This window comes from Aquitalea magnusonii (assembly GCF_003202035.1).
GTDB lineage: Bacteria > Pseudomonadota > Gammaproteobacteria > Burkholderiales > Chromobacteriaceae > Aquitalea > Aquitalea magnusonii.
The window spans coordinates 223866-243474 of record NZ_QJKC01000003.1 but is presented as its reverse complement, the minus strand read 5'-3'; the positions used below and the strand labels follow the sequence as shown (position 1 = coordinate 243474).

At 63.5% G+C, this 19609-nt stretch carries 15 protein-coding genes; 10 read left to right on the top strand and 5 right to left on the bottom strand.

Going from position 1 to position 19609, the window contains the following annotated elements:
- Positions 1–34: 34 nt before the first annotated feature.
- Positions 35–1756: a thiamine pyrophosphate-dependent enzyme gene (locus tag DFR38_RS04760; RefSeq protein WP_059286860.1), complete on the bottom strand. Its 1722-nt coding sequence runs from the start codon at positions 1754–1756 to the stop codon at positions 35–37.
- A 360-nt stretch (positions 1757–2116) separates the two neighbouring features.
- On the opposite strand from DFR38_RS04760, the gene DFR38_RS04755 reads away from it, so the two are divergent.
- The 4 genes from DFR38_RS04755 (at position 2117) to DFR38_RS04740 (ending at position 7199) form a co-directional block, all read left to right on the top strand.
- On the top strand, positions 2117–2893 hold the full coding sequence (locus DFR38_RS04755; RefSeq protein ID WP_059286859.1) for a gluconate 2-dehydrogenase subunit 3 family protein: 777 nt from the start codon (positions 2117–2119) through the stop codon (positions 2891–2893).
- Positions 2894–2903: 10 nt separating this feature from the next.
- On the top strand, positions 2904–4661 hold the full coding sequence (locus DFR38_RS04750) for a GMC family oxidoreductase (protein WP_110313071.1): 1758 nt from the start codon (positions 2904–2906) through the stop codon (positions 4659–4661).
- A 54-nt stretch (positions 4662–4715) separates the two neighbouring features.
- On the top strand, positions 4716–5060 hold the full coding sequence (locus tag DFR38_RS04745; RefSeq protein ID WP_059286858.1) for a c-type cytochrome: 345 nt from the start codon (positions 4716–4718) through the stop codon (positions 5058–5060).
- A gap of 186 nt (positions 5061–5246) precedes the next feature.
- Positions 5247–7199: an oxidoreductase gene (locus DFR38_RS04740; protein ID WP_110313070.1), complete on the top strand. Its 1953-nt coding sequence runs from the start codon at positions 5247–5249 to the stop codon at positions 7197–7199.
- A 132-nt stretch (positions 7200–7331) separates the two neighbouring features.
- Here the strand turns inward: DFR38_RS04740 and DFR38_RS04735 are convergent, their stop codons facing one another.
- Genes DFR38_RS04735 through DFR38_RS04725 form a run of 3 tightly spaced genes read right to left on the bottom strand, consistent with a single transcriptional unit; the run spans position 7332 to position 9931 of the window.
- Complete coding sequence (locus tag DFR38_RS04735; RefSeq protein ID WP_059287562.1) at positions 7332–7913, bottom strand: TMEM175 family protein; 582 nt, start codon at positions 7911–7913, stop codon at positions 7332–7334.
- Positions 7914–7933: 20 nt separating this feature from the next.
- The gene (locus tag DFR38_RS04730) at positions 7934–8989 is read right to left on the bottom strand and encodes a sensor histidine kinase (RefSeq protein ID WP_211310727.1); all 1056 of its coding nucleotides are present in this window, start codon (positions 8987–8989) and stop codon (positions 7934–7936) included.
- A 36-nt stretch (positions 8990–9025) separates the two neighbouring features.
- Positions 9026–9931: a DMT family transporter gene (locus DFR38_RS04725; RefSeq protein ID WP_110313068.1), complete on the bottom strand. Its 906-nt coding sequence runs from the start codon at positions 9929–9931 to the stop codon at positions 9026–9028.
- Between the two features lie 90 nt (positions 9932–10021).
- Here DFR38_RS04725 and DFR38_RS04720 point away from each other — a divergent pair, with 90 nt between their 5' ends.
- From DFR38_RS04720 to DFR38_RS04700, 5 genes are all read left to right on the top strand, one after another.
- Positions 10022–10954: a LysR family transcriptional regulator gene (locus DFR38_RS04720; RefSeq protein WP_110313067.1), complete on the top strand. Its 933-nt coding sequence runs from the start codon at positions 10022–10024 to the stop codon at positions 10952–10954.
- Between the two features lie 106 nt (positions 10955–11060).
- On the top strand, positions 11061–12443 hold the full coding sequence (gene argH, locus DFR38_RS04715) for an argininosuccinate lyase (protein ID WP_059286914.1): 1383 nt from the start codon (positions 11061–11063) through the stop codon (positions 12441–12443).
- Between the two features lie 92 nt (positions 12444–12535).
- On the top strand, positions 12536–14122 hold the full coding sequence (locus tag DFR38_RS04710; protein WP_146215913.1) for an EAL domain-containing protein: 1587 nt from the start codon (positions 12536–12538) through the stop codon (positions 14120–14122).
- 18 nt (positions 14123–14140) lie between these two features.
- Positions 14141–14839, top strand: coding sequence for an aspartate/glutamate racemase family protein (locus DFR38_RS04705; RefSeq protein WP_158527686.1), 699 nt, complete (start codon positions 14141–14143; stop codon positions 14837–14839).
- Positions 14840–14972: 133 nt separating this feature from the next.
- The gene (locus tag DFR38_RS04700; RefSeq protein ID WP_059286917.1) at positions 14973–15743 is read left to right on the top strand and encodes a DeoR/GlpR family DNA-binding transcription regulator; all 771 of its coding nucleotides are present in this window, start codon (positions 14973–14975) and stop codon (positions 15741–15743) included.
- Positions 15744–15818: 75 nt separating this feature from the next.
- Here the strand turns inward: DFR38_RS04700 and DFR38_RS04695 are convergent, their stop codons facing one another.
- Entirely contained in the window at positions 15819–17450 is a 1632-nt protein-coding gene (locus tag DFR38_RS04695) for a GGDEF domain-containing protein (protein WP_244909883.1), read from the bottom strand.
- 275 nt (positions 17451–17725) lie between these two features.
- Here DFR38_RS04695 and DFR38_RS04690 point away from each other — a divergent pair, with 275 nt between their 5' ends.
- Complete coding sequence (locus DFR38_RS04690; RefSeq protein WP_059286920.1) at positions 17726–19600, top strand: ribonuclease catalytic domain-containing protein; 1875 nt, start codon at positions 17726–17728, stop codon at positions 19598–19600.
- Positions 19601–19609: the final 9 nt, after the last annotated feature.

The following is a 19609-nucleotide window of genomic DNA, read 5'->3' as shown; positions in this document are numbered from 1 at the left end:
TGACCCCGGCCAGGGCTGGCCGGGGCGGTGTGGCTTAACGGCGCAGGAAATTGCTTTCGATCAGCTTGACCACCTCACCACCATGACCGGACAGGATGGCCTTGGCCGAATACAGGGCGGTGTGCAGCACTTCATCCGAGGTCACGGTGGGCGGCATCACCAGCTCGTACTGGTTCACCTTGACATCCAGCAGCATGGGGCCGGGCTCGGCCAGCCAGCGGGCCACCGCATCGGGCAGCTGGTCGGCATGCTCGACACGCAGACCCTTGAAGCCGATGGCTTCGGCCAGTTTTGCCCAGTCCGGGTTGTGCAGATCGGTGTAGGCATTCATCAGGCCCTCGGTTTTCTGTTCGATCTCGACAAAATCCAGCGCGCTGTTGTTGAGGATGACAATCTTGATGTCCAGCCCCTCCTGCACGATGGTGAGCAGATCCCCCATCAGCATGGACAGGCCGCCATCGCCGCAGATGGCAATGACCTGACGGTCCGGAAAGGCGTTCTTGATGCCCAGCGCCTCCGGCATGGCATTGGCCATGGTGCCGTGGATCAGGCTGGCCAGGGTGCGGCGCTTGCCATTGGCGGTGGTGTGGCGCAGCAGCCAGACCATGGCGGTGCCGGAATCACCCACCAGGAAGGCATCTTCCGCGGCCATCTCATCAATCAGCCGGATCAGGTATTGCGGGTGAATCAGCCCGTTATGCCCCGGTTTTTCTTGCTCAGCCAGCCAGCGCAGCGATTTGTGCCGCAGCTTCTGGCACTCCTGCAGGAAGTTGTCATCGTGCCGTTCCGGCAGCCGCGGCAGCAGCTGTTGCAAGGTGGTGCGGATATCGCCCACCAGCCCCAGCTTGACCGGATGGCGCCGCCCCAGATGGGTGGCCTGGTTGTCCACTTGCACGATGGTGGCGCGGTGCGGGTAGAACGAGGACCAGGCGAAGTCTGCCCCCAGCAGCAACAGCGTGTCGCACTCCTGGGTGGCGTGATAGCCGGATTCGATGCCCAGCATGCCGGTCATGCCCACATTGTAGGGATTGTGCGGTTCGATAAAGTCCTTGGCGCGGCTGGTGTGGGCCACCGGTGCCTTGAGCCGGCGGGCCAGCTCGACGATTTCATCATGTGCATCGGCGCAACCGGAGCCGCAATACAGTGCCAGCCGCTCGGAAGACAGCAACAGCTCGGCCATCTGGTCCAGCTCGCTGGTGGACGGGCTGCATACCGGCTGGGGGTGGTGGGTGCTGAAGGGCAGGCCGGGTGGCACCGGCTGTCCGGCCAGATCGCCCGGCACGATCAATACCGCCACGCCGCGCAGATTGATGGCGGCCTGCGCAGCCTGGGCCGTCAGCCGGCGTGCTTGCGCCGGGGTATACAGCGTGGCGCAGAAATGGCTGCAGGTCTTGAAGATGGCGGCCAGGTCCACCTCCTGCGGAAACTCCATGCCCAGCTCGGTCAGCGCCACCTGGGTGGCGATCATCACCACCGGTGAGCGGTTGCGGTGGGCTTCCAGCAGGCCGTTGATGGTATGCAGGCTGCCGGGGCCGCAGCTGCCGGCGCAGGCGGCAAGCCTGCCGGTCATATAGCTTTCCGCGCCGGCGGCCATGGCGGCCACCTCCTCGTGGCGCACATGAACCCACTTGATCTGGCTGCGCCGGATGGCATCGGTAATGTGATTGAGGGTGTCGCCAACAATGCCGTAGCAGTTTTGCACCCCGGCTTGTTGCAGGGTTTCGACGATGACTTCACCGACAGTCTGGTGGCTCATGGTGGGCTTCTCCAAGGTTGGGCTGGTCGGAAGGAGTGGAATAACTGTAGTAACCGCGCTATGCAGCCAGCAGGTTTTGGGTGAGATGGGCTGTCTGCTACAAGCCGAAGTTACTGTTTTGCATCTTTGCCTTTGCCGCACTGCTTTGTCCCCGCCTGTTTTCCGGAGTTAGCTGCCGAAGAATTATTTGTTTTGCGTCATTTTTTCCCTTGAGCCAGAGAAATTTCCTTTTCCACTGGCGACCTCCTTCAGCCCCTTGTTTTTGCCTGTTGCCGGGAATCATTCTCCATCCAGCCACTCCGGTCGGACCTCTGCCGGACGGAGGGCTCCCATTGCTACAGACCGCTCCAGGAGTTTGTGATGCCCCATTCTGTCGATTCTCCTTCCTCCGCTCCGGCCACCGCCTCGCGCCGGGTTTTCCTCAAACAGCTGGCGGCTGCATCCGGCAGCCTGCCCCTCGGTCAGGCCCTTGCCGGTGGCACGGCGGCGGCCCTGCTGCTGCAGGCCCCGGATGCCGCGGCGGCCACGACCAAGGCCCCGGTGATCAACACCGTCTATGGCTATGAAAGCTTTGGCCCGGACGAGGCCGCTTTTGTCGAAAGCATGCTCAACATCATGTGTCCGGCTGATGCCCATACCCCCAATGGCGTGGATTGCGGGCTGGCCATTTATATCGACCGCCAGTTGGCCGGCAGTTTTGGCCAGGGGGCACGGCGCTATGCGGCAGGGCCGTTCCTGCAAGGTGCGGTGCAGTGCGGCCCGCAGTTGCCGCTCACCCCACAGCAGTATTTCAAGACGGGCATAGCAGAAGCTGACCGTGCTGCACAGCGGCTGCATGGCCAGTTGTTTGATGCGCTCAGCCCTGAGCAGGGCAATGCCTTTTTGCAGCAACTGGCCGCCGGCCAGATTCAGGGCGAGCAGCTGGACCTGGGCGAATGGTTTAACAGCCTGGTGTATCCGCTATTTTGCGAAGCCTGTTATGCCGACCCGCTGTACGGCGGCAATGTCGGCATGGTGTTCTGGAAGATGATCGGCTACCCCGGCCTGCCGGCCACCCATGCACTGGATGTGGTGAATTATCTGGGCAAACCCTACCCAGGGCGTGCCACCCCCAAATCGATTGCGGATTTCAGCTAAGGGAGCCGGTATGAAACAACGAGCAAGCAAAACCGTGGTGATTGTGGGCGGCGGCCTCACCGCCGGTCTGATCGCCCGCCAGCTGACCGCCAAAGGATGCGAGGTACTGGTGCTGGAACGTGGTGGCGATCACAGCAAGGGCCCGGAATCCAGCCTGCCCAACCAGCGTGACGAATTGCGCTGGGCGGTGCGCCAGGGGCTGATCCAGGACTGGTCGCGCGAAACCTACACCCTGCGTCATCAGCATAATCAGACCGCACTGCCGGTGCGCTGGATGGAGTCCTTCCTGCCGGGACAGGGGCTGGGCGGTGCCGGTAATCACTGGAACGGCCATTTGTGGCGCTGGGCCGAGTACGACCCGCAGCTGCGCAGCCATTATGAGCGGCGCTATGGCAAGCAGGCCATTCCGGCCGACATGCCCTTGCAGGACTGGGGGGTGACCTATGCCGAGATGGAGCCTTACCACGACCTGTTTGAAAAGCTGTTCGGGGTATCCGGTCAGGCGGGCAATATCGATGGCAAAAAGCTGCCGGGCGGCAATCCCTTCGAAGCACCGCGCAGCGGACCCTATCCCCAGGCGCCGCTGCATGTGCTGGAATCCGGGCTGGTGTTCAAGCAGGCCTGTGACAAGCTGGGCTACCATGCCTTCCCCCAGGCGGCGGCCAACTCCTCCGGCGCCTATACCAATCCGGACGGGCAAAAATTGGGGCAGTGCCAGTATTGCGGCCATTGCGAACGCTTTATCTGCGAGGCCAATGCCAAGGGCTCGCCCCAGGTCTTGCTCTACCCCATGCTGCGCCAGCGCAAGAGCTTTGAAGTAAGGCTCAATACCCAGGTGCTGGGCCTGCGTTACGACGCACAGGGCAAGCGGGCCACGGCGGTGCACTGCCTGGACTTGCTGACCGGGGAAGAATACGAACAGCCGGCCGAGGTCATCGTGCTGGCCGCCTTTACCATGAGCAATGCCCAGCTGCTGCTGCATAGCAAGATCGGCACGCCCTACGACCCGGTGAGCAATACCGGCGTGGTGGGCAAGAACTTCTGCTATCAGGTGAATACCGGGGTAGACCTGTTCTTCAAGGACAAATGGTTCAATCCCTTCCTGGCCAGCGGCAGTACCCAGATCCTGATCGACGATTTCAATAACGATAATTTCGACCACACTGGCCTGGGCTTTCTGGGTGGCGGCACCATTCAGGCTTACCAGTTCAGTGGCCGTCCCATCAAGGGACGACGGGTGCCGGATGGCACCCCGCGCTGGGGGACGGCGTGGAAGCAGGCCAATGCCGACTGGTATGCCCACTCCATGTCGCTGGGTGTCGAGGGCAGCTGCTATCCGCACCGGGGCAACTATCTCAGCCTGGACCCGACCTATCGCGATGTCTATGGCCGGCCGCTGGTCCGCATGACTTTCGATTTCCGCGCCAACGAGCAAAAGATGGCGCAGTTTGTCAGCGGCAAGATGATGGAGATCGCCCGGCACTGCGGTGCGGACAAGGTGGGCAGCCTGCAAGGCCTGGTGGTCCCGTTTGACAGCCGCATCTATCAGACCACCCACATCGTCGGCGGCACCATCATGGGTGAAACACCCCATGACAGCGTGGTGTCACCGCATCTGCAGCATTGGGATGCCCACAACCTGTTTGTGGTGGGCGCCTCGGTCTATCCCCACAACTCCGGCTACAACCCCACCGGCCCCTTGGCTGCACTGGCCTTGCGGCTGGGGGATGACCTGCTGCGCTATCTGCAGGCTCCCGGCCGTCTGTAATGCAATCGGGCCGCCCGCATGGTGCGGCCTTGTCCACCCCCAAAGGAGATTCCCATGCGTACTCTGTTATTTGCTGCTGCCTTGCTGCCCCTGCCGGCGCTTGCCGCCGCCCCAGCCCCCGCCGCTTTTGCCCAGTGTGCCGCCTGTCACAGCGTGAATGGCAGCAATGGTGTCGGCCCCAGCCTGAAAGGCATCATGGGCCGCAAAGCCGGCAGTTATCCCGGTTTCCGTTACAGCCGGGCGATGAAGACCTACGGCAAACCCTGGGACAAAACCAGTCTGGCGGCTTATCTGGCCAACCCGCAGCAAGCGGTGCCGGGTAATACCATGCCATTTCCCGGCGTGCCCGATGCCGGGCAGCGCACCGCCATCGTCAATTACCTGGCCACGCTGAAATAAGCAGGAGCAGCAGGCGCGCTCCGTCAGCGGCTGGCGGAGCGCGCCTGTCCGGCCCGCCCTTGGCGCGCCGGCAAGACACTGTAAGGTGGTACAGGCCAGCACCAAGGGCCAGCAGTCAAGCCGGGCGCTTGCCCCAACCATCGGCAGACCCTGATCGTGATGACCCCTCACCCACACGGAGCTGCCATGTCCACACGTTTTCCCCATTTGCTGTCACCGTTGCAGATCGGCAGCGTGACCTTGCGCAACCGCATCGTATCCACCGGGCACGATACCGTGCTGCCGGTCGACTGCCAGGTCAGCCCGGAATTGATTGCCTATCATCAGGCGCGGGCACAGGGCGGTGTCGGCCTGATCGTGCTGCAGGTATCCGGCGTGCATGAGAGTGCGCGTTACACCTCGCATGCCCTGATGGCCACCGACGATGGCTGCATAGCCGGCTATCGGGCACTGGCCACGGCCGTGCAGGCCGCCGGCGCCAGGGTGTTTGCCCAGCTGTTTCATCCCGGCAGTGAAATCATGGAAACCGCCGACGGCATGCAGGCGGTGGCCTATTCCGCCTCGCGCTGTGCCAGCGAGCGTTTTCATGTGGTGGCGCGCGCGCTGAGTACGGCGCAAATCGCTGAAATCGTGGCCGGCTATGCCGCGGCCGCGCGCCGTATTCGCGCGGCCGGCGTGGACGGGGTGGAGATCGTGGCCAGCCATGGTTATCTGCCGGCACAGTTTCTCAATCCGCGGCTCAACCAGCGCAGCGATGGCTATGGCGGTGATGCCGCGGCCCGGCTGCGCTTTTTGCAGGAAGTGGCGGCGGCGATCCGCGCGGCGGTGGACCCGGACTGCGTGGTGGGCCTGCGCATTTCCGCCGGCGAATGCGATGCCGAGGGGCTGACGGAAGACGAGGCACTGGCGGCCTGCGTGGCCATGCAGCCGGCGCTGGATTATGTCAGCCTGGTGGCCGGCACCTCGGCCACGCTGGGCGGCGCCGTGCATATTGCCCCGCCCATGGCCTATCCGGCGGCCTACCTGGCCGGGCAGGCCGAGCGCTTCCGTCGCCAGCTGGACATTCCGCTGCTGCTGGCCGGCCGTATCAATCAGCCGCAGGAGGCGGAACAATTGCTGGCCGCCGGCGTGGTGGATGCCTGTGGCATGACACGGGCGCTGATCTGCGACCCGGAACTACCCAACAAGGTGGCGCAAGACCAGGCGGATGCCGTTCGTGCCTGCATTGGCTGCAATCAGGCTTGCATCGGGCGTTTTCACCGTGGCCTGCCGATTTCCTGCATCCAGAACCCGGTATCCGGGCGCGAGCTGCAATTCGGCCAGCTGACTCCGGCCAGCAGCGCGCGGCGGGTGCTGGTGGTGGGCGGGGGGCCGGCCGGGATGAAGGCGGCGGTGATTGCCGCGCAGCGCGGCCATCGGGTGACGCTATACGAAGCGGCCAGCCAGCTGGGCGGCCAGGTGCTGCTGGCGCAGCAGCTGCCGGGCCGGGCCGAGTTTGGCGGCCTGCTCACCAATCTGCACTACGAGTTGCAACAGGCGGGCGTGCAGGTGGTGCTGGGCCAGACGGTGGACCGGGCGCTGGTGCAGCAGCAGGAGGCCGAGCTGTTGATCCTGGCCACCGGTGCCCGCCCTGCGCCGCCACGGCTGGACATCAGCGGTGACCTGCAGCTGCTGGATGGCTGGGCGGTGCTGCAGGGCGCACGGCCGGGCAGCCGGGTGGTGGTGGCGGACTGGCGTGCCGACTGGGTCGGGCCGGGGCTGGCGATCCGGCTGGCGCAGAGCGGGCACCGGGTCACGCTGGCGGTCAATGCCACCCATATGGGGCAGGCGCTGCAAATGTATGTGCGCGACCAGCTGGCGGCCCAGCTGCACCGGCTGCAGGTGACGATCATTCCCTACGCCCGGCTGTATGGCGTGGACGATGACACCGTCTATCTGCAACACACCGCCAGCGAGGAAGCCATGCTGTGCGAGGGGGTGGACACGCTGGTGCTGTGCCAGCCCTTGCAGCCGGAGGATGGCCTGCGCCAGCAGCTGGCAGGCTTGCCCTTGCCTATCCATGCCATTGGTGACTGTCTGGCACCGCGCACCGCCGAAGAAGCCATCTATGAAGCCACCCGGCTGGCCTGGCAGCTCTAGCGGCGCAGGGGTTACACCAGTAGCAGGCGGCCGTCTTCTTTTTTCAGGTGCGGGATCAGGGCATCCATGCCTTCCCCATCGATCCTGATGAAATCGATGCGTTGCAGGCCCAGCGAATCCAGGCTGACCAGATCAATGTTGCGCCCGCGCCGCCTGTTCCATGCGCTGGTCCGGTACCAGCCACCACAGCGCCATCAGGCCGTAGATGGCCGCACCCAGCCAGCTTTGGTAAAACGACAGCCCGATGCCGGCCAGGTAGAACAGGGGCGACAGCCTGCCTTTCAGGTCGGTGCCCAGGGCCCGGCCCATCACCTCGCGGTTGCCCGCCACACACAGCAGGGCGCGCTGCATCAGATACCAGGCCAGCGCGGACATCAGCAGCACCACGCCGTACAGGGCCACCGGCACGGCAGCCATGTGGTTTTCCCCCATCCAGCCCGTGACAAAGGGCAGCAGCGACAGCCAGAACAGCAAATGCAGATTGGCCCACAGCACGCGCCCGTCCACCTGGCGCACCACATGGTAGAAATGGTGGTGATTGTTCCAGTAGATGCCGACATAGACAAAGCTCAGCACATAGCTGAGGAAGACCGGCCACAAGGCGCTCAGTGCTGTCAGGCTGGTGTCGTGCGGGACTTTCAGTTCCAGCACCATGATGGTGATGATGATGGCGATCACGCCATCGCTGAAGGCTTCCAGGCGGTTTTTACCCATGGTGGCTCCCTTGGTGGTGTTCAGTGCAGCAGTGCGGATTGTTGCTGGCGCGACAGCGGGCGATAGGGCAGGCGGATCAGCGTGTGGTACTGGCCGTCGGCGGCGGCTACCTGCAAGGAGGCCTCGGCATCGTAAAACAGCTCCAGCCGTTCGCGCAGATTGTCCAGCGCAATGCGGTTGCCACGATGCGGTTCGCCAGCTTCAGCAGCCAGCGGATTGCTGACGCTCAGCAACAGCTGGCCGCTTTTCAGCTGGGCACGGATGCGGATCTCGCCACCCGCGCCGCAGCGCTCCACGCCATGGTGCACGGCGTTTTCCACCAGCGGTTGCAACAGTAGCGGCGGCAGGCTGGCATCCAGCGCGGCCTGGATGTCCCATACCACGTTCAGGCGCTGCCCCAGCCGCTCGCTTTCGATGGCCAGATACATCCTGGCCAGTTCGATTTCCCGCTCCAGGCTGGAGGCATGGCCGGGGTCGGCCATCTGCGCGCGAAACAGGTCGGCCAGGTTTTCCAGCACCATTTCCGCCTTTTCCGGCCGCGAGCGGATCAGGGCAATGGCGGCATTCAGGCTATTGAACAGGAAGTGCGGGCGAATGCGCGCCTGCAGCGCCGCCAGCCTGGCCTCGCCCAGCGCCGGCGACAGTGCGCGCTGGCGCAGGCTGAAGTAATGCAGCAGCAGCCAGGCCAGCAGTGCGGCCAGCAGCGGGCGGTCCAGCCGCGGCAGCTCCAGCGGATTGAGCAATCTGTCCTGCACCAGCACGCAGGCCATGCACAGGGCCAGCACCAGCCAGCTGCCGCGCCGCTGCCGGGCCAGCCAGGGCGACAGCAGGGCCAGCAGGCCCAGGCTCAGCAGCAGTGACGGCTCCACCCAGCTGGCCCGGCTCAGGATGCGCAGGGTCAGCGTATCGCCATCCGGCAGGAAAACCGCGCTGCATAACAGCAGCAGATTGAGTGACAGCAGGATGCGCAGCATCACCCCCAGATTGCGGAAGTCGGGGACGGCAAGGAGCGGGTGTGGTCGCAGAGGCTGGCGCATGGGGTCGGGGACAAGGGACAGGTAGTCCAATGATAGCAAGCCGCCATCCGCCCAGGCGAATCAGCGCGGCGGCATTCAGGCGGTGGCCGTTTGCAATCTGCCCGGCCGTACCGCCCACAGGCTGGCGGCTACCATCAGCAAACCACCCAGCCAGCTGCTGGCGCTCAGCGTTTCGCCCAGCCACAGCACGGCAAACAGTGCACCGAACACCGGCTCGCTGCCAGTCAGCAGGGCCACACGGGTAGCACTGCTGTGACGCAGCGCGTAGTTCATGGCGAAAAAGGCAAACAGGGTGCACAACAAGACTAGAAACAGGATATCGCCCCAGAATGCCGGCTGCCGCGGCAGGGCGGGCAGACCGCCATTCAGGCCGGCCAGCAGCAGGCAGCCCAGGCAGATCAGCAGCCCTTGCAGGCCGGTCAGCGCCAGCGTGGCCACCGGCCGGTCTGCGGTCAGCTTGCGGGTCAGGCTGGTCACGACTGCACGCAGAACGGCGGCCAGCAGGATCAGCAGATCACCGCTGTTCAACTGCAAATGAGTGGCACCGCTCAGCAGCCAGGCACCGCAGAGTGCGGCCGCTGCCGCCAGCAGCGCATCCGTGGTGGGCTGTTGCCCCAGCAGCAGCCATTCGGCAAAAGGCGTCAGCACCAGGCACAGGCTGATCAGAAAGGCGGCATTGGCCGCCGTGGTATGGGCGATGCCATAGGTCTCGCACAGGAAAATCGCCAGCAAGCCCAGCCCCAGCGGCAGCGCTGCGCCCAGGGTGGCGCGGCGGACGGCAGGGTCGGCCAGGGCGCGCTGGGTGGGCAGCAACAGCAGGAAGCTCAGGCCGAAGCGCAGGGCCAGCACGCCCAGCACCGGATAAAACTGCAGCGCCTGCTTGGCCAGCCCATAACTGCTGCCCCACACCATGGCCACCAGCAGCAGCAACAGGTCGGGCAGGCCGGGGTAACGCTGATGCAAAGGGTGGCGGCTAGGCATGGCGGGCTTTCATTGTCGGGTCAGTGCGCTCATTATCATTGCCTGGTCATGGCTTGATAATCACGGTTAGCGGAACAGGAATTGTGCGTAATGGGAACAAATCGGCTGATCGCCATGCTGCCGGACATGGCGGTATTTGCGCTGGTGGCGGAGCGCGGCAGTTTTTCGGCAGTGGCGCGGCAACTGGGCATGACCCCGTCGGCCATCAGCCGCCAGGTGGCCCGGCTGGAAGCGGCACTGGGCGTGCGGCTACTGGAACGCAGCACCCGCCAGCTGCGGCTGACCGATGCCGGGCAGGCCACGCTGGCGCGCTGTCGCAGCATGCTGGATGCCGCGGACGAAGCGGTGCAACAGGCCCAGCAACAATATGCGCGGCCACAGGGCCGGGTGCGCATCAGCATGCCCAAGGCCTTTGGCCGCTTTGTGGTGGCGCCGTTGCTGCCGGCCTTCCTGGCCCGTTATCCACAGGTGGATGTGGAGCTGTTCATCAGCGACCGTGATGTCGACCCGCTGGCCGACGGACTGGACCTGACCGTGCGGGTGACCGACACCCCGCCACCCGGCATGGCCGGGCGGCCCTTGCTGCCGGTGCGCCAGTTGCTGTGCGCCTCGCCGCACTACCTGGCCATGCATGGCCGGCCCGCCCATCCACGCGATCTGGCGCAGCACCAGTGCCTGTACCTGGCCGAGCATGAGGCCGACAAGCGCTGGCAGCTGCAACGCGGCAAGGAACAGCTGACGGTGGCGGTAACCGGCCGCTATGCCACCAATCACAGCGAGCTGCGTCTGGAAGGTGTGCTGGCCCACCTGGGCATTGCGCCCTTGCCGCACTTTACCGCGCAGGCGGCGCTGGACGCCGGGCAGATAGAAACCGTGCTGGACGACTGGGAATTCACTACCGCCTATCGCGGCATGGCCTGGCTGCTGTATCCGCCCAACCGCTATCTGCCACCCAAGGTGCGGGTGCTGATCGACTATCTGGCCGATGCGCTGGCGGATCACACCACACCCATGACACGGTAATGCCACAGCCGGGCAAGAGCCGACTCGCCCTGAGGGGAGGCTTTCCCTATAATTGCCGCTGCTGCCTTGGGGTAGCCCAGAACAATCACCGCAGGGAATCATCGAGATGCAAGAAAGCCATGCCTGGTCCGGTCGCTTCAGCGAACCGGTTTCCGAACTCGTCAAGAAATACACCGCCTCGATCGACTTCGACAAACGTCTGGCCGAATTCGACATCGAAGGCTCGCTGGCCCACGCCACCATGCTGAACAAGGCTGGCGTGCTGTCCGATGACGATGTGGCGGCAATCCGCCGTGGCATGGCTGAAATCCTGGACGATATCCGCGCCGGCCGACTGGAGTGGAGTGTGGATCTGGAAGACGTGCACATGAATGTGGAGCGTCGCCTCACCGACAAGATCGGCGATGCCGGCAAACGCCTGCACACCGGCCGTTCGCGTAACGACCAGGTGGCCACCGACATCCGCCTGTGGCTGCGCGCACAGATCGACGCCATCGTCGGTTTCATTGCCGAACTGCAAACCAGCCTGCTGGAACTGGCCGAACAGCATGCCGACACCGTGATGCCGGGCTTCACCCACCTGCAAGTGGCCCAGCCGGTGACTTTTGGCCACCACATGCTGGCCTATGTGGAAATGCTGGCGCGTGACGCCGAGCGCATGAGCGACTGCCGCAAGCGCGTCAACCGCCTGCCGCTGGGTGCGGCCGCCCTGGCCGGCACCACCTTCCCCATCGACCGTCACTACACCGCCCAGCTGCTGGGGTTTGACGATGTTTGCCACAACTCGCTGGACGCCGTGTCCGACCGTGACTTCGCCATCGAATTCACCGCCGCCGCCAGCCTGGTGATGGTGCACCTGAGCCGCCTGTCGGAAGAGCTGATCCTGTGGATGAGCCCGCGCGTCGGCTTTATCGACATCGCCGACCGCTTCTGCACCGGCAGCTCCATCATGCCGCAGAAGAAAAACCCGGACGTGCCGGAACTGGTACGTGGCAAATCCGGCCGCGTGGTGGGCCATCTGATTGCCCTGGTCACCCTGATGAAGGCGCAGCCGCTGGCCTACAACAAGGACAACCAGGAAGACAAGGAACCCTTGTTCGATACCGTGGACACCCTGATCGACACCCTGCGCATCTACGCCGACATGATGCGTGGCGTCACCGTGAAGCCGGAAGCCATGCGCGCGGCGGTGCTGCAGGGCTTTGCCACCGCCACCGACCTGGCCGACTACCTGGTGAAGAAGGGCCTGCCCTTCCGCGACAGCCACGAAGTGGTGGCACTGAGCGTGCGCTATGCCGAAGGCCGTGGTGTGGATCTGGCCGATCTGTCGCTGCAAGAGCTGCAACAGTTCAGCCCGCTGATCGAGCAGGACATCTACCAGGTACTGACGCCGGAAGGCAGCCTGGCCCAGCGTGACCACGTGGGTGGTACGGCACCGGACCAGGTGCGTGCCCAGATCGCCCGCCACAAGGCAAGACTGGCCAGTTGATCAGTTAATACTGTTTAAAAGCAAACCGCCGCTCTCGGCGGTTTTTTATTGGCCTACAGTGGGACCTGTGGTGAATTTTCATCGGAGGTCCCGTGCAATTTCCTTCCCTCGAGCCACTGGGTCGCAGTCAGCGCATCATGCTGACCATGCTGCCCGGTCTGGCCTTGTTCATGCTGGGCGGCCTGTTGATGCTGTACCAGTTTTATTCCGGCATCCAACACATGCTGGAGGGGCAGCATGCCTTCAAGCTGAAAAAGATCGAGCAGATACTGGAACAGGCACAGAAAACCGGCGAGGCCATGTTGCAGCAGCCCAGTCTGGACTGCCATGCCATCTACCCGGAAATACGCCGCCAGGTCACCACCCAGCCCTATGTCCGTTCGATGCGGCTGATTGATCACGAAGGCAGGGTGTATTGCGATTCGGTGATTGGCTGGCACGCGCCGGCCTATTCGCAGGAGTACCCGCGCGAGGAACGGCTGAAATTATGGCGCGGCAACCGGCTATCGCCCTGGCACCCCTTGCTGATGTTGTGGCTGGAGGCAAAGCGTGGCGATGTGAACGGCATCCAGGTCGTGGTGGATAGTGATTATCTCAAGGACCGGCTGGCGCATCTGGAGCAGAACACCTGGTTTTACCTGCATGTTGGCGACCGCTGGCTGGACGAGGACGGCGGCATGAGCTCGCCGCCGGACCGCCCTTACTGGCAGCAGCGCAGCCTGCACTCGGCGCATTATCCACTGGCCATCGTCATGGATTACTCCATGCCCAACCTGCTGCTGGAACGACTGGGTCAGGAGCCGGATCAGCTGATCCTGCTGCTCCTGTTCAGTGCTACCTTCAGCTGGGGCTTTCATCGCCTGCTGCTGCGCAGCGGTGCGCCCAGCCGCGAATTGCAACGGGCAGTGCGCCAGCAGGAATTCATTCCCTACCTGCAACCGCTGGTGGACAGCCACCAGCTGCAGTGGTGCGGGGTGGAGGTGCTGATGCGCTGGCAGCATCCGGTTGATGGCATGGTGCTGCCCGACCTGTTCATCCCCTTTGCCGAAAGCACCGGCCATATCGTGGCCATGACCCGTTCGCTGATGCAGCAGACCGCCGCGCAACTGGGCACGCTCAGCTTGCCGGCCGGTTTTCAGATCAGCATCAATGTCAGTGCTGCCTATGTGGCGGATGGCTCCCTGCCAGCCGATTGCGCGGCCTTTCTGGCGGCCTTCCCGCCCGACAGCATCCGGCTCACCCTGGAACTGACCGAGCGCGAACTGATCGCCACCGGTCCGCAAACCGATGCCCTGCTAGGCCAGCTGCATGATCTGGGCGTGCGCATCGCCATCGATGATTTCGGCACCGGGCACTCTAGCCTGTCCTATCTGCAAAAAATGGATGTGGATGAACTGAAGATAGACCGCAGCTTTGTCGCCGGCATCGGCAGCGACAGCCTGTCGGCGGATATCCTGGACAGCATCCTGCAGCTGGCGGCCAAGCTGGGACTGACCGTGGTGGCCGAAGGGGTGGAATTCGTGCAGCAGGAAGACTATCTGCGCCAGCATGGTGCCCACCTGCTGCAAGGCTACCGTTATGCGCGGCCGATGCCGATCGGCGAGTTCATCTTGCGTCCCGAATGGCATAATAGGTCTTCCGAACCGCGTACCCGCGCACGTGCCGAGGTACACCCCTGATGGATGACAAACCCCAACATGACTCTCCCCGTTATCGGCGTGGCCGGCGTGACCGTGCCCGGCGCCCTTGATTGCCTGTCCAGGCTGCACCAGCTGTCTGCCCGCTTGTGCGGCGGCCACCATCACCACCCGCGTTTCGTGCTCGACCAGCCAGACTTTGGCGTGGTGCACGCCGCCCAGCTGCAAGAGCGCTGGGACATCGTGGAAGACTCCATCGTCGGTTCGCTGCAGCGGCTGGCCGGGGCCGGGGCGCAACTGGCGGTGATTCCGGCCAATACCGTGCATTGTCGTATCGACGGCATCCGCCAGCGCTCCCCGCTGCCGGTGCTGAGCATGCTGGACGTGGTGGCGGCCGATTGCCAGCGCCGCGGCCTGCGCCGGGTGGGCGTGCTGGGCACGCGCTGGACCATGCAGTCCCATCTTTACCGCGCGCCGTTTGCTGCCGTGGGCATCGAGGAATGCATTCCTGACCCGGCCGGGCAGGCCATGCTGCAGCAGGTGATTTTTGACGAGCTGGTGCCCACTGGCCGGGCCAGTGCGGATGGCCTGCGCCAACTGCTGCAGGTGGTGGCTGCTTTGCGCGATCAGGGCTGTGACGGCATTGCCCTGGCCTGTACCGAGCTGCCGCTGGTTCTGGATGATGCCAATTGCGGCCTGCCGGCGGTGGATACCACGGCCGTGCTGGCGGCGGCGGCCCTGCATGCCGTGCTGGGCTAGCCTGCCGGCTGTTGTACGGGATACGGCTTTCGCTGCCGGCTTGTGGCGGGTCAAGGGTGGATTGGCGCAAGCATTTGCCCTTTGACCGGAAAATATGTTAGTAACTAAACATGATTTTCGGAATCGAATCCCTATGAGCCGCTCACCCCGTCACGACAAGATTCTGCAGCTGGTCCGCGAAAACGGCTTCATGCCGATCGAGGAGCTGGCCAGACTGCTCGATGTCACGCCACAGACCATCCGGCGTGACATCAACCAGCTATGCGAAGAAAATTTGCTGCGCCGTTATCACGGCGGTGCTGCGCTGGGCAGTAGCGTGGAGAATGAGGATTACTTTGCGCGCAAAGGAAAATTCCAGAGCGAAAAGGCACATATTGCCGACATGATCGCCGGCAGCATTCCCGATCACGCCTCGCTGTTCATGAGCATAGGCACCACCATCGAAGCGGTGGCGCAGGCACTGACCATCACCCACAAGGGTTTGCGGGTCATCACCAACAATATCCATGTGGCGTCCATCATGTCGGCCAATCCGGATTTCACCGTGATGATCACCTCCGGCGTGGTGCGTGCATCGGACGGCGGCATCACCGGGGTGGCCACGCTGGATTTCATCAACCAGTTCAAGGTGGATTACGCCATCATCGGCGTATCCGGCATCGAAACCGATGGCTCGCTGCTGGATTTCGACTACCGCGAAGTGCGGGTGGCACAGGCGATGATGGCCAATGCCCGTCACCGTTACCTGGCGGCCGACCACAGCAAGTTTGGCCGCAATGCCCTGGTGCGCATGGGGCATATCAGTGAATTCCACACCGTGTTCACCGATGCCGAACCGCCGGAGTCGCTGGCCAAGCTGCTGGAAGAGCACAATGTGCGGCTGATCCTGGCCGACGCAGTCTGAACCGGCAGCCATGCCTTCCACCAAGCAAAACGCCCGCTGAGCGGGCGTTTTGCTTGGGTGGTCTTGCCGCCGGGTTCAGGCTTCCGTTTCGCGGCGGGAGTACGGCACATGCTCGGGCGAATAGCCCTCCACCCGGTTGCGCCCCAGCCGCTTGGCCTGGTACAGCATGTCGTCTGCCTGCTGCACCAGCTGGGTGGTGTCCTCGGCGCTGGCCAGCGAGCTGATGCCGACGCTGAAGGTCTGGTGGAAGGTTTGCTGGCTGCTGCGCTGCTCGATCTGGGAAAAGGCCTGGCGCATGGCATTCATGATGCGCAGCGCATCTTCCTGGCGGGTGCCGGGCAAGACGATGGCAAATTCCTCTCCGCCATAGCGGCTGATCAGGTCGGAGCGGCGCAGCCGCTCTTTCAGGAAACGCGCCAGATTCACCAGCACCTCGTCACCCGCCGGGTGGCCATAGCTGTCGTTGATGGTCTTGAAATGGTCCAGGTCCAGCATCACCAGGGACAGCGCACGCTGGTCGCGCTTGGCGCGCAACACTTCGTACTCCAGCTGGGCATACAGATGGGAGTGGTTGAGCAGGCCGGTGAGGCTGTCGTTGATCATGTAGGAGCGCAGCTTGCGGTAGCGGCGGGCGCGATTGATCACCGTCACCACCAGCTCCTCCGGCGCCACCGGCTTGGTCAGGAAGCCATCGATGCCCAGCGTCAGGGTATCCAGCTGGATGGACTGGCGTTTTTCCACCGACAGGAACAGGATGGGAATGCCGTCCAGCAAGCGTTGCTGGCGGATGATCTGTGCCAGCTCCATGCCATTGCACTCCGGCATGTACATATCCATCAGGATCAGGTCCGGGCGGAACTGCACGATGCCATCCAGCACGCGTGCCGGGTCGGTCACCTGCAGCGCATCCACGCCATGCCGGTTCAGCACATTGGCGTAGAGGCCGGCCAGCGAGGCCATGTCCTCCACGATCATCACCCGCAGCGGATCGCGCTTTTCTCCCAGATCGCCAAAATTGAGGTTGTCGATCAGCTCGTGCGCCAGCAAGGGCCAGGCCAGGAAGCCGGCGGCACCGGCCCGTACCGCTTGCAGCCGGGCCTCGAAGTCGTAGCGCGGCGAGCAGAACAGCAGCGGACACAGGCCGCGTATGGTGTCGGCCAGCGCCATGATCGGGTCGCCAGGGGTGAAGTCGGTATAGGCCACCACCGCTGCCGGCGTGGCATCCTGCAGGGCCTGGGCCAGCTTGGAAGCCTGGTACATGGTCTGCACCGTGAAGCCGTAACAGGATAGCTGTTCGCTCAGGTTGCGCGCCTCCTCGCTGGGGGGCATCCACAGATAGACCAGATGCGGACCCTGCTGCATCAGCCCGCCGCTGAAGTGTTCCGGCAAGAGCTGGCGGCCTTCCATCATGGCCAGCTGGCTGACGATGCCCAGATGGTGGCGCAGCGCGCCATAACGTTCGGCTTCGTCCGGTACCGTATCGTTCTGCAACAGCCACTGCTGTAACAGATCGCGCAGCGCCAGACATTCCGGCAGCAGCTGGGCGGTGTCTTCGCCCAGAATGTAACGTTCCAGATTGCTGACCAAGGACAGCAGGTGTGCGGCGAGCGAACGGTCCCAGCGGGTGACCAGCATGTGGCCGATGCGATCGATTTCGCGTGCCGCGTGCTCTCTAGCGGAAATATTTGCGTTGCTTCCCAGCGTCATAGTGGATACCCGATTCCTGCCGACATGCGAATTGTTATGTAAGGTCGAGCGGGCTTGTGGCCGCTGCTAAAGCGCGGCAGACACAATCCTGCTGCGGCATTGCACCTCCATGCCCACCCTTTGCCACTGTCGGCGTCGGCGCACCCGGCATCAGGGACGCGATGTCATGCTGTCAGCCGCACCACATCCTGATGCTGCGCCTGCGTTTGCAAAGTGGCGCAGGGCTGGAAGGTGAAATGATATAATTTTGGCTTAATGAATCAGTTGGCGCGCAAATGAACGTATTTTACGAAGAAAGCGGCTCCTTCAAGGTTGGCACGATCGTTTCCCGTTCCGATGCCAGCTTGCAGGTAGATACTCAACATGGCAAGCGGGCCAAGATCAAATCCAGCAATGTTTTTCTCGAGTTTAGCTCGACTGTGGCAGATTTTCTGCCCGCAGTAGAAAAAATGGCGAATGAAATTGATCTGGATTTCCTGTGGGAGTGCAGCCCGGAAGACGAGTTCGAGCACGATGCGCTGGCCGCCGATTACTGGGGCCATGCGCCGTCGGCACTGGAAAGTGCCGCCATCATCCTGCGGGTGTTTGGCGCGCCCATGTATTTTTACAAAAAAGGCAAGGGCCGTTACAAGAAGGCCCCGGAAGAAGCCCTGAAAGCCGCGCTGGCCGGCATCGAACGCAAGAAGCGCGAGCAGGAGCAGATCGATGGCTGGGTGGCCGAACTGAAGGCCGGTACCCTGCCGGACGCCATCCGCAGCCAGTTGATGTCGCTGCTGTGGAAGCCGGACAAGAGCACGCTGGAGTTCAAGGCTTTTGATCAGGCCGCGCGCGAACTGAACCAGCCGCCGCTGAAACTGGCGCAAAGCGTGGGCGGCATCAGCTCGGTGCCCGACTACCTGATGGCCGGTTTCCTGATGGAATACTTCCCCAAGGGGGCCGGTTTCGGCAAATACGCCGCCCCGCAGCTGCCGCAGGATCTGCCGCTGGCCGAGGCGGTGGCCTTCTCCATCGATGATGCCAACACCACCGAGATCGACGATGCGCTGTCGGTGGTCGACCTGCCGGATGGCCACAAGCGCGTGGGCATCCACATTGCCGCCCCCTCGCTGGGCGTGCCGGTGGATTCGGACATCGAAAAGCTGGTGTGGAGCCGTCTGTCCACCGTGTACTTCCCCGGCGACAAGATAACCATGCTGCCGGATGATGTGGTACAGGCCTTCACCCTGCAGGAAGGCCAGGATTGCCCGGCGCTCAGCCTGTACGTGGATGTCACGCCGGACTTCGAGCCGGTGGCCTACGAAAGCCGCATCGAGAAGGTGCGCATCGGGGCCAACCTGCGCCATGCCGAGCTGGAACAGCAGTTCAACGAAGACACCCTGCTGAACGATCCGGGTGTGGATTACCCCTTCAAGCGCGAGCTGACCTGGCTGTGGCACTTTGCCAATGCGCTGGAAAAGCGCCGTGGCAAGTACGACCCCACCCGCCCGGTGCAGATGGACTACAACTTCGATGTGGTCGACGGCAAGGTGCAGATCACCCTGCGCAAGCGCGGCGCGCCCATGGACAAGCTGGTGTCGGAGCTGATGATCCTGGCCAATAGCGAATGGGGCCGCATGCTGGCCGAGGCCGACATTCCGGCCATGTACCGCGCCCAGAGCATGGGTAAGGTGCGCATGACCACCCGTCCCGAGCCGCATATCGGCCTGGGCGTGGCGCAATATGCCTGGGCCACCTCGCCGCTGCGCCGGGCTACCGACTTCGTCAACCAGCGCCAGCTCACCGCCATGATCCGGGGCGAAAAGCCGCAGTTCGAGCAGGGCAATGCCATGCTGTTTGCCCTGCTGCGCGATTTTGACACCACCTATTCGGCTTATCTGGGCTTCCAGGACAAGCTGGAGCACTTCTGGTGCCTGCGCTGGTTCACCCAGGAAGGGGTCAGCAACATCACGGCGACCTATATCAAGGAAGACCTGGTGCGCATCGACGGCCTGCCGCTGCGGGTGCGTATTCCCGGCCTGCCGGAACTGGCGCGGGGCGACCGTATCCAGCTGAGCGTGATCCGCATCGACGAACTGATGGCCGAGATCGAGTTCCGCTTTACCGGCGTGGTGGGCCATGTCGAGGCCGCCAGCGAGGACGAAGAAGGCTGAGACCGGCGC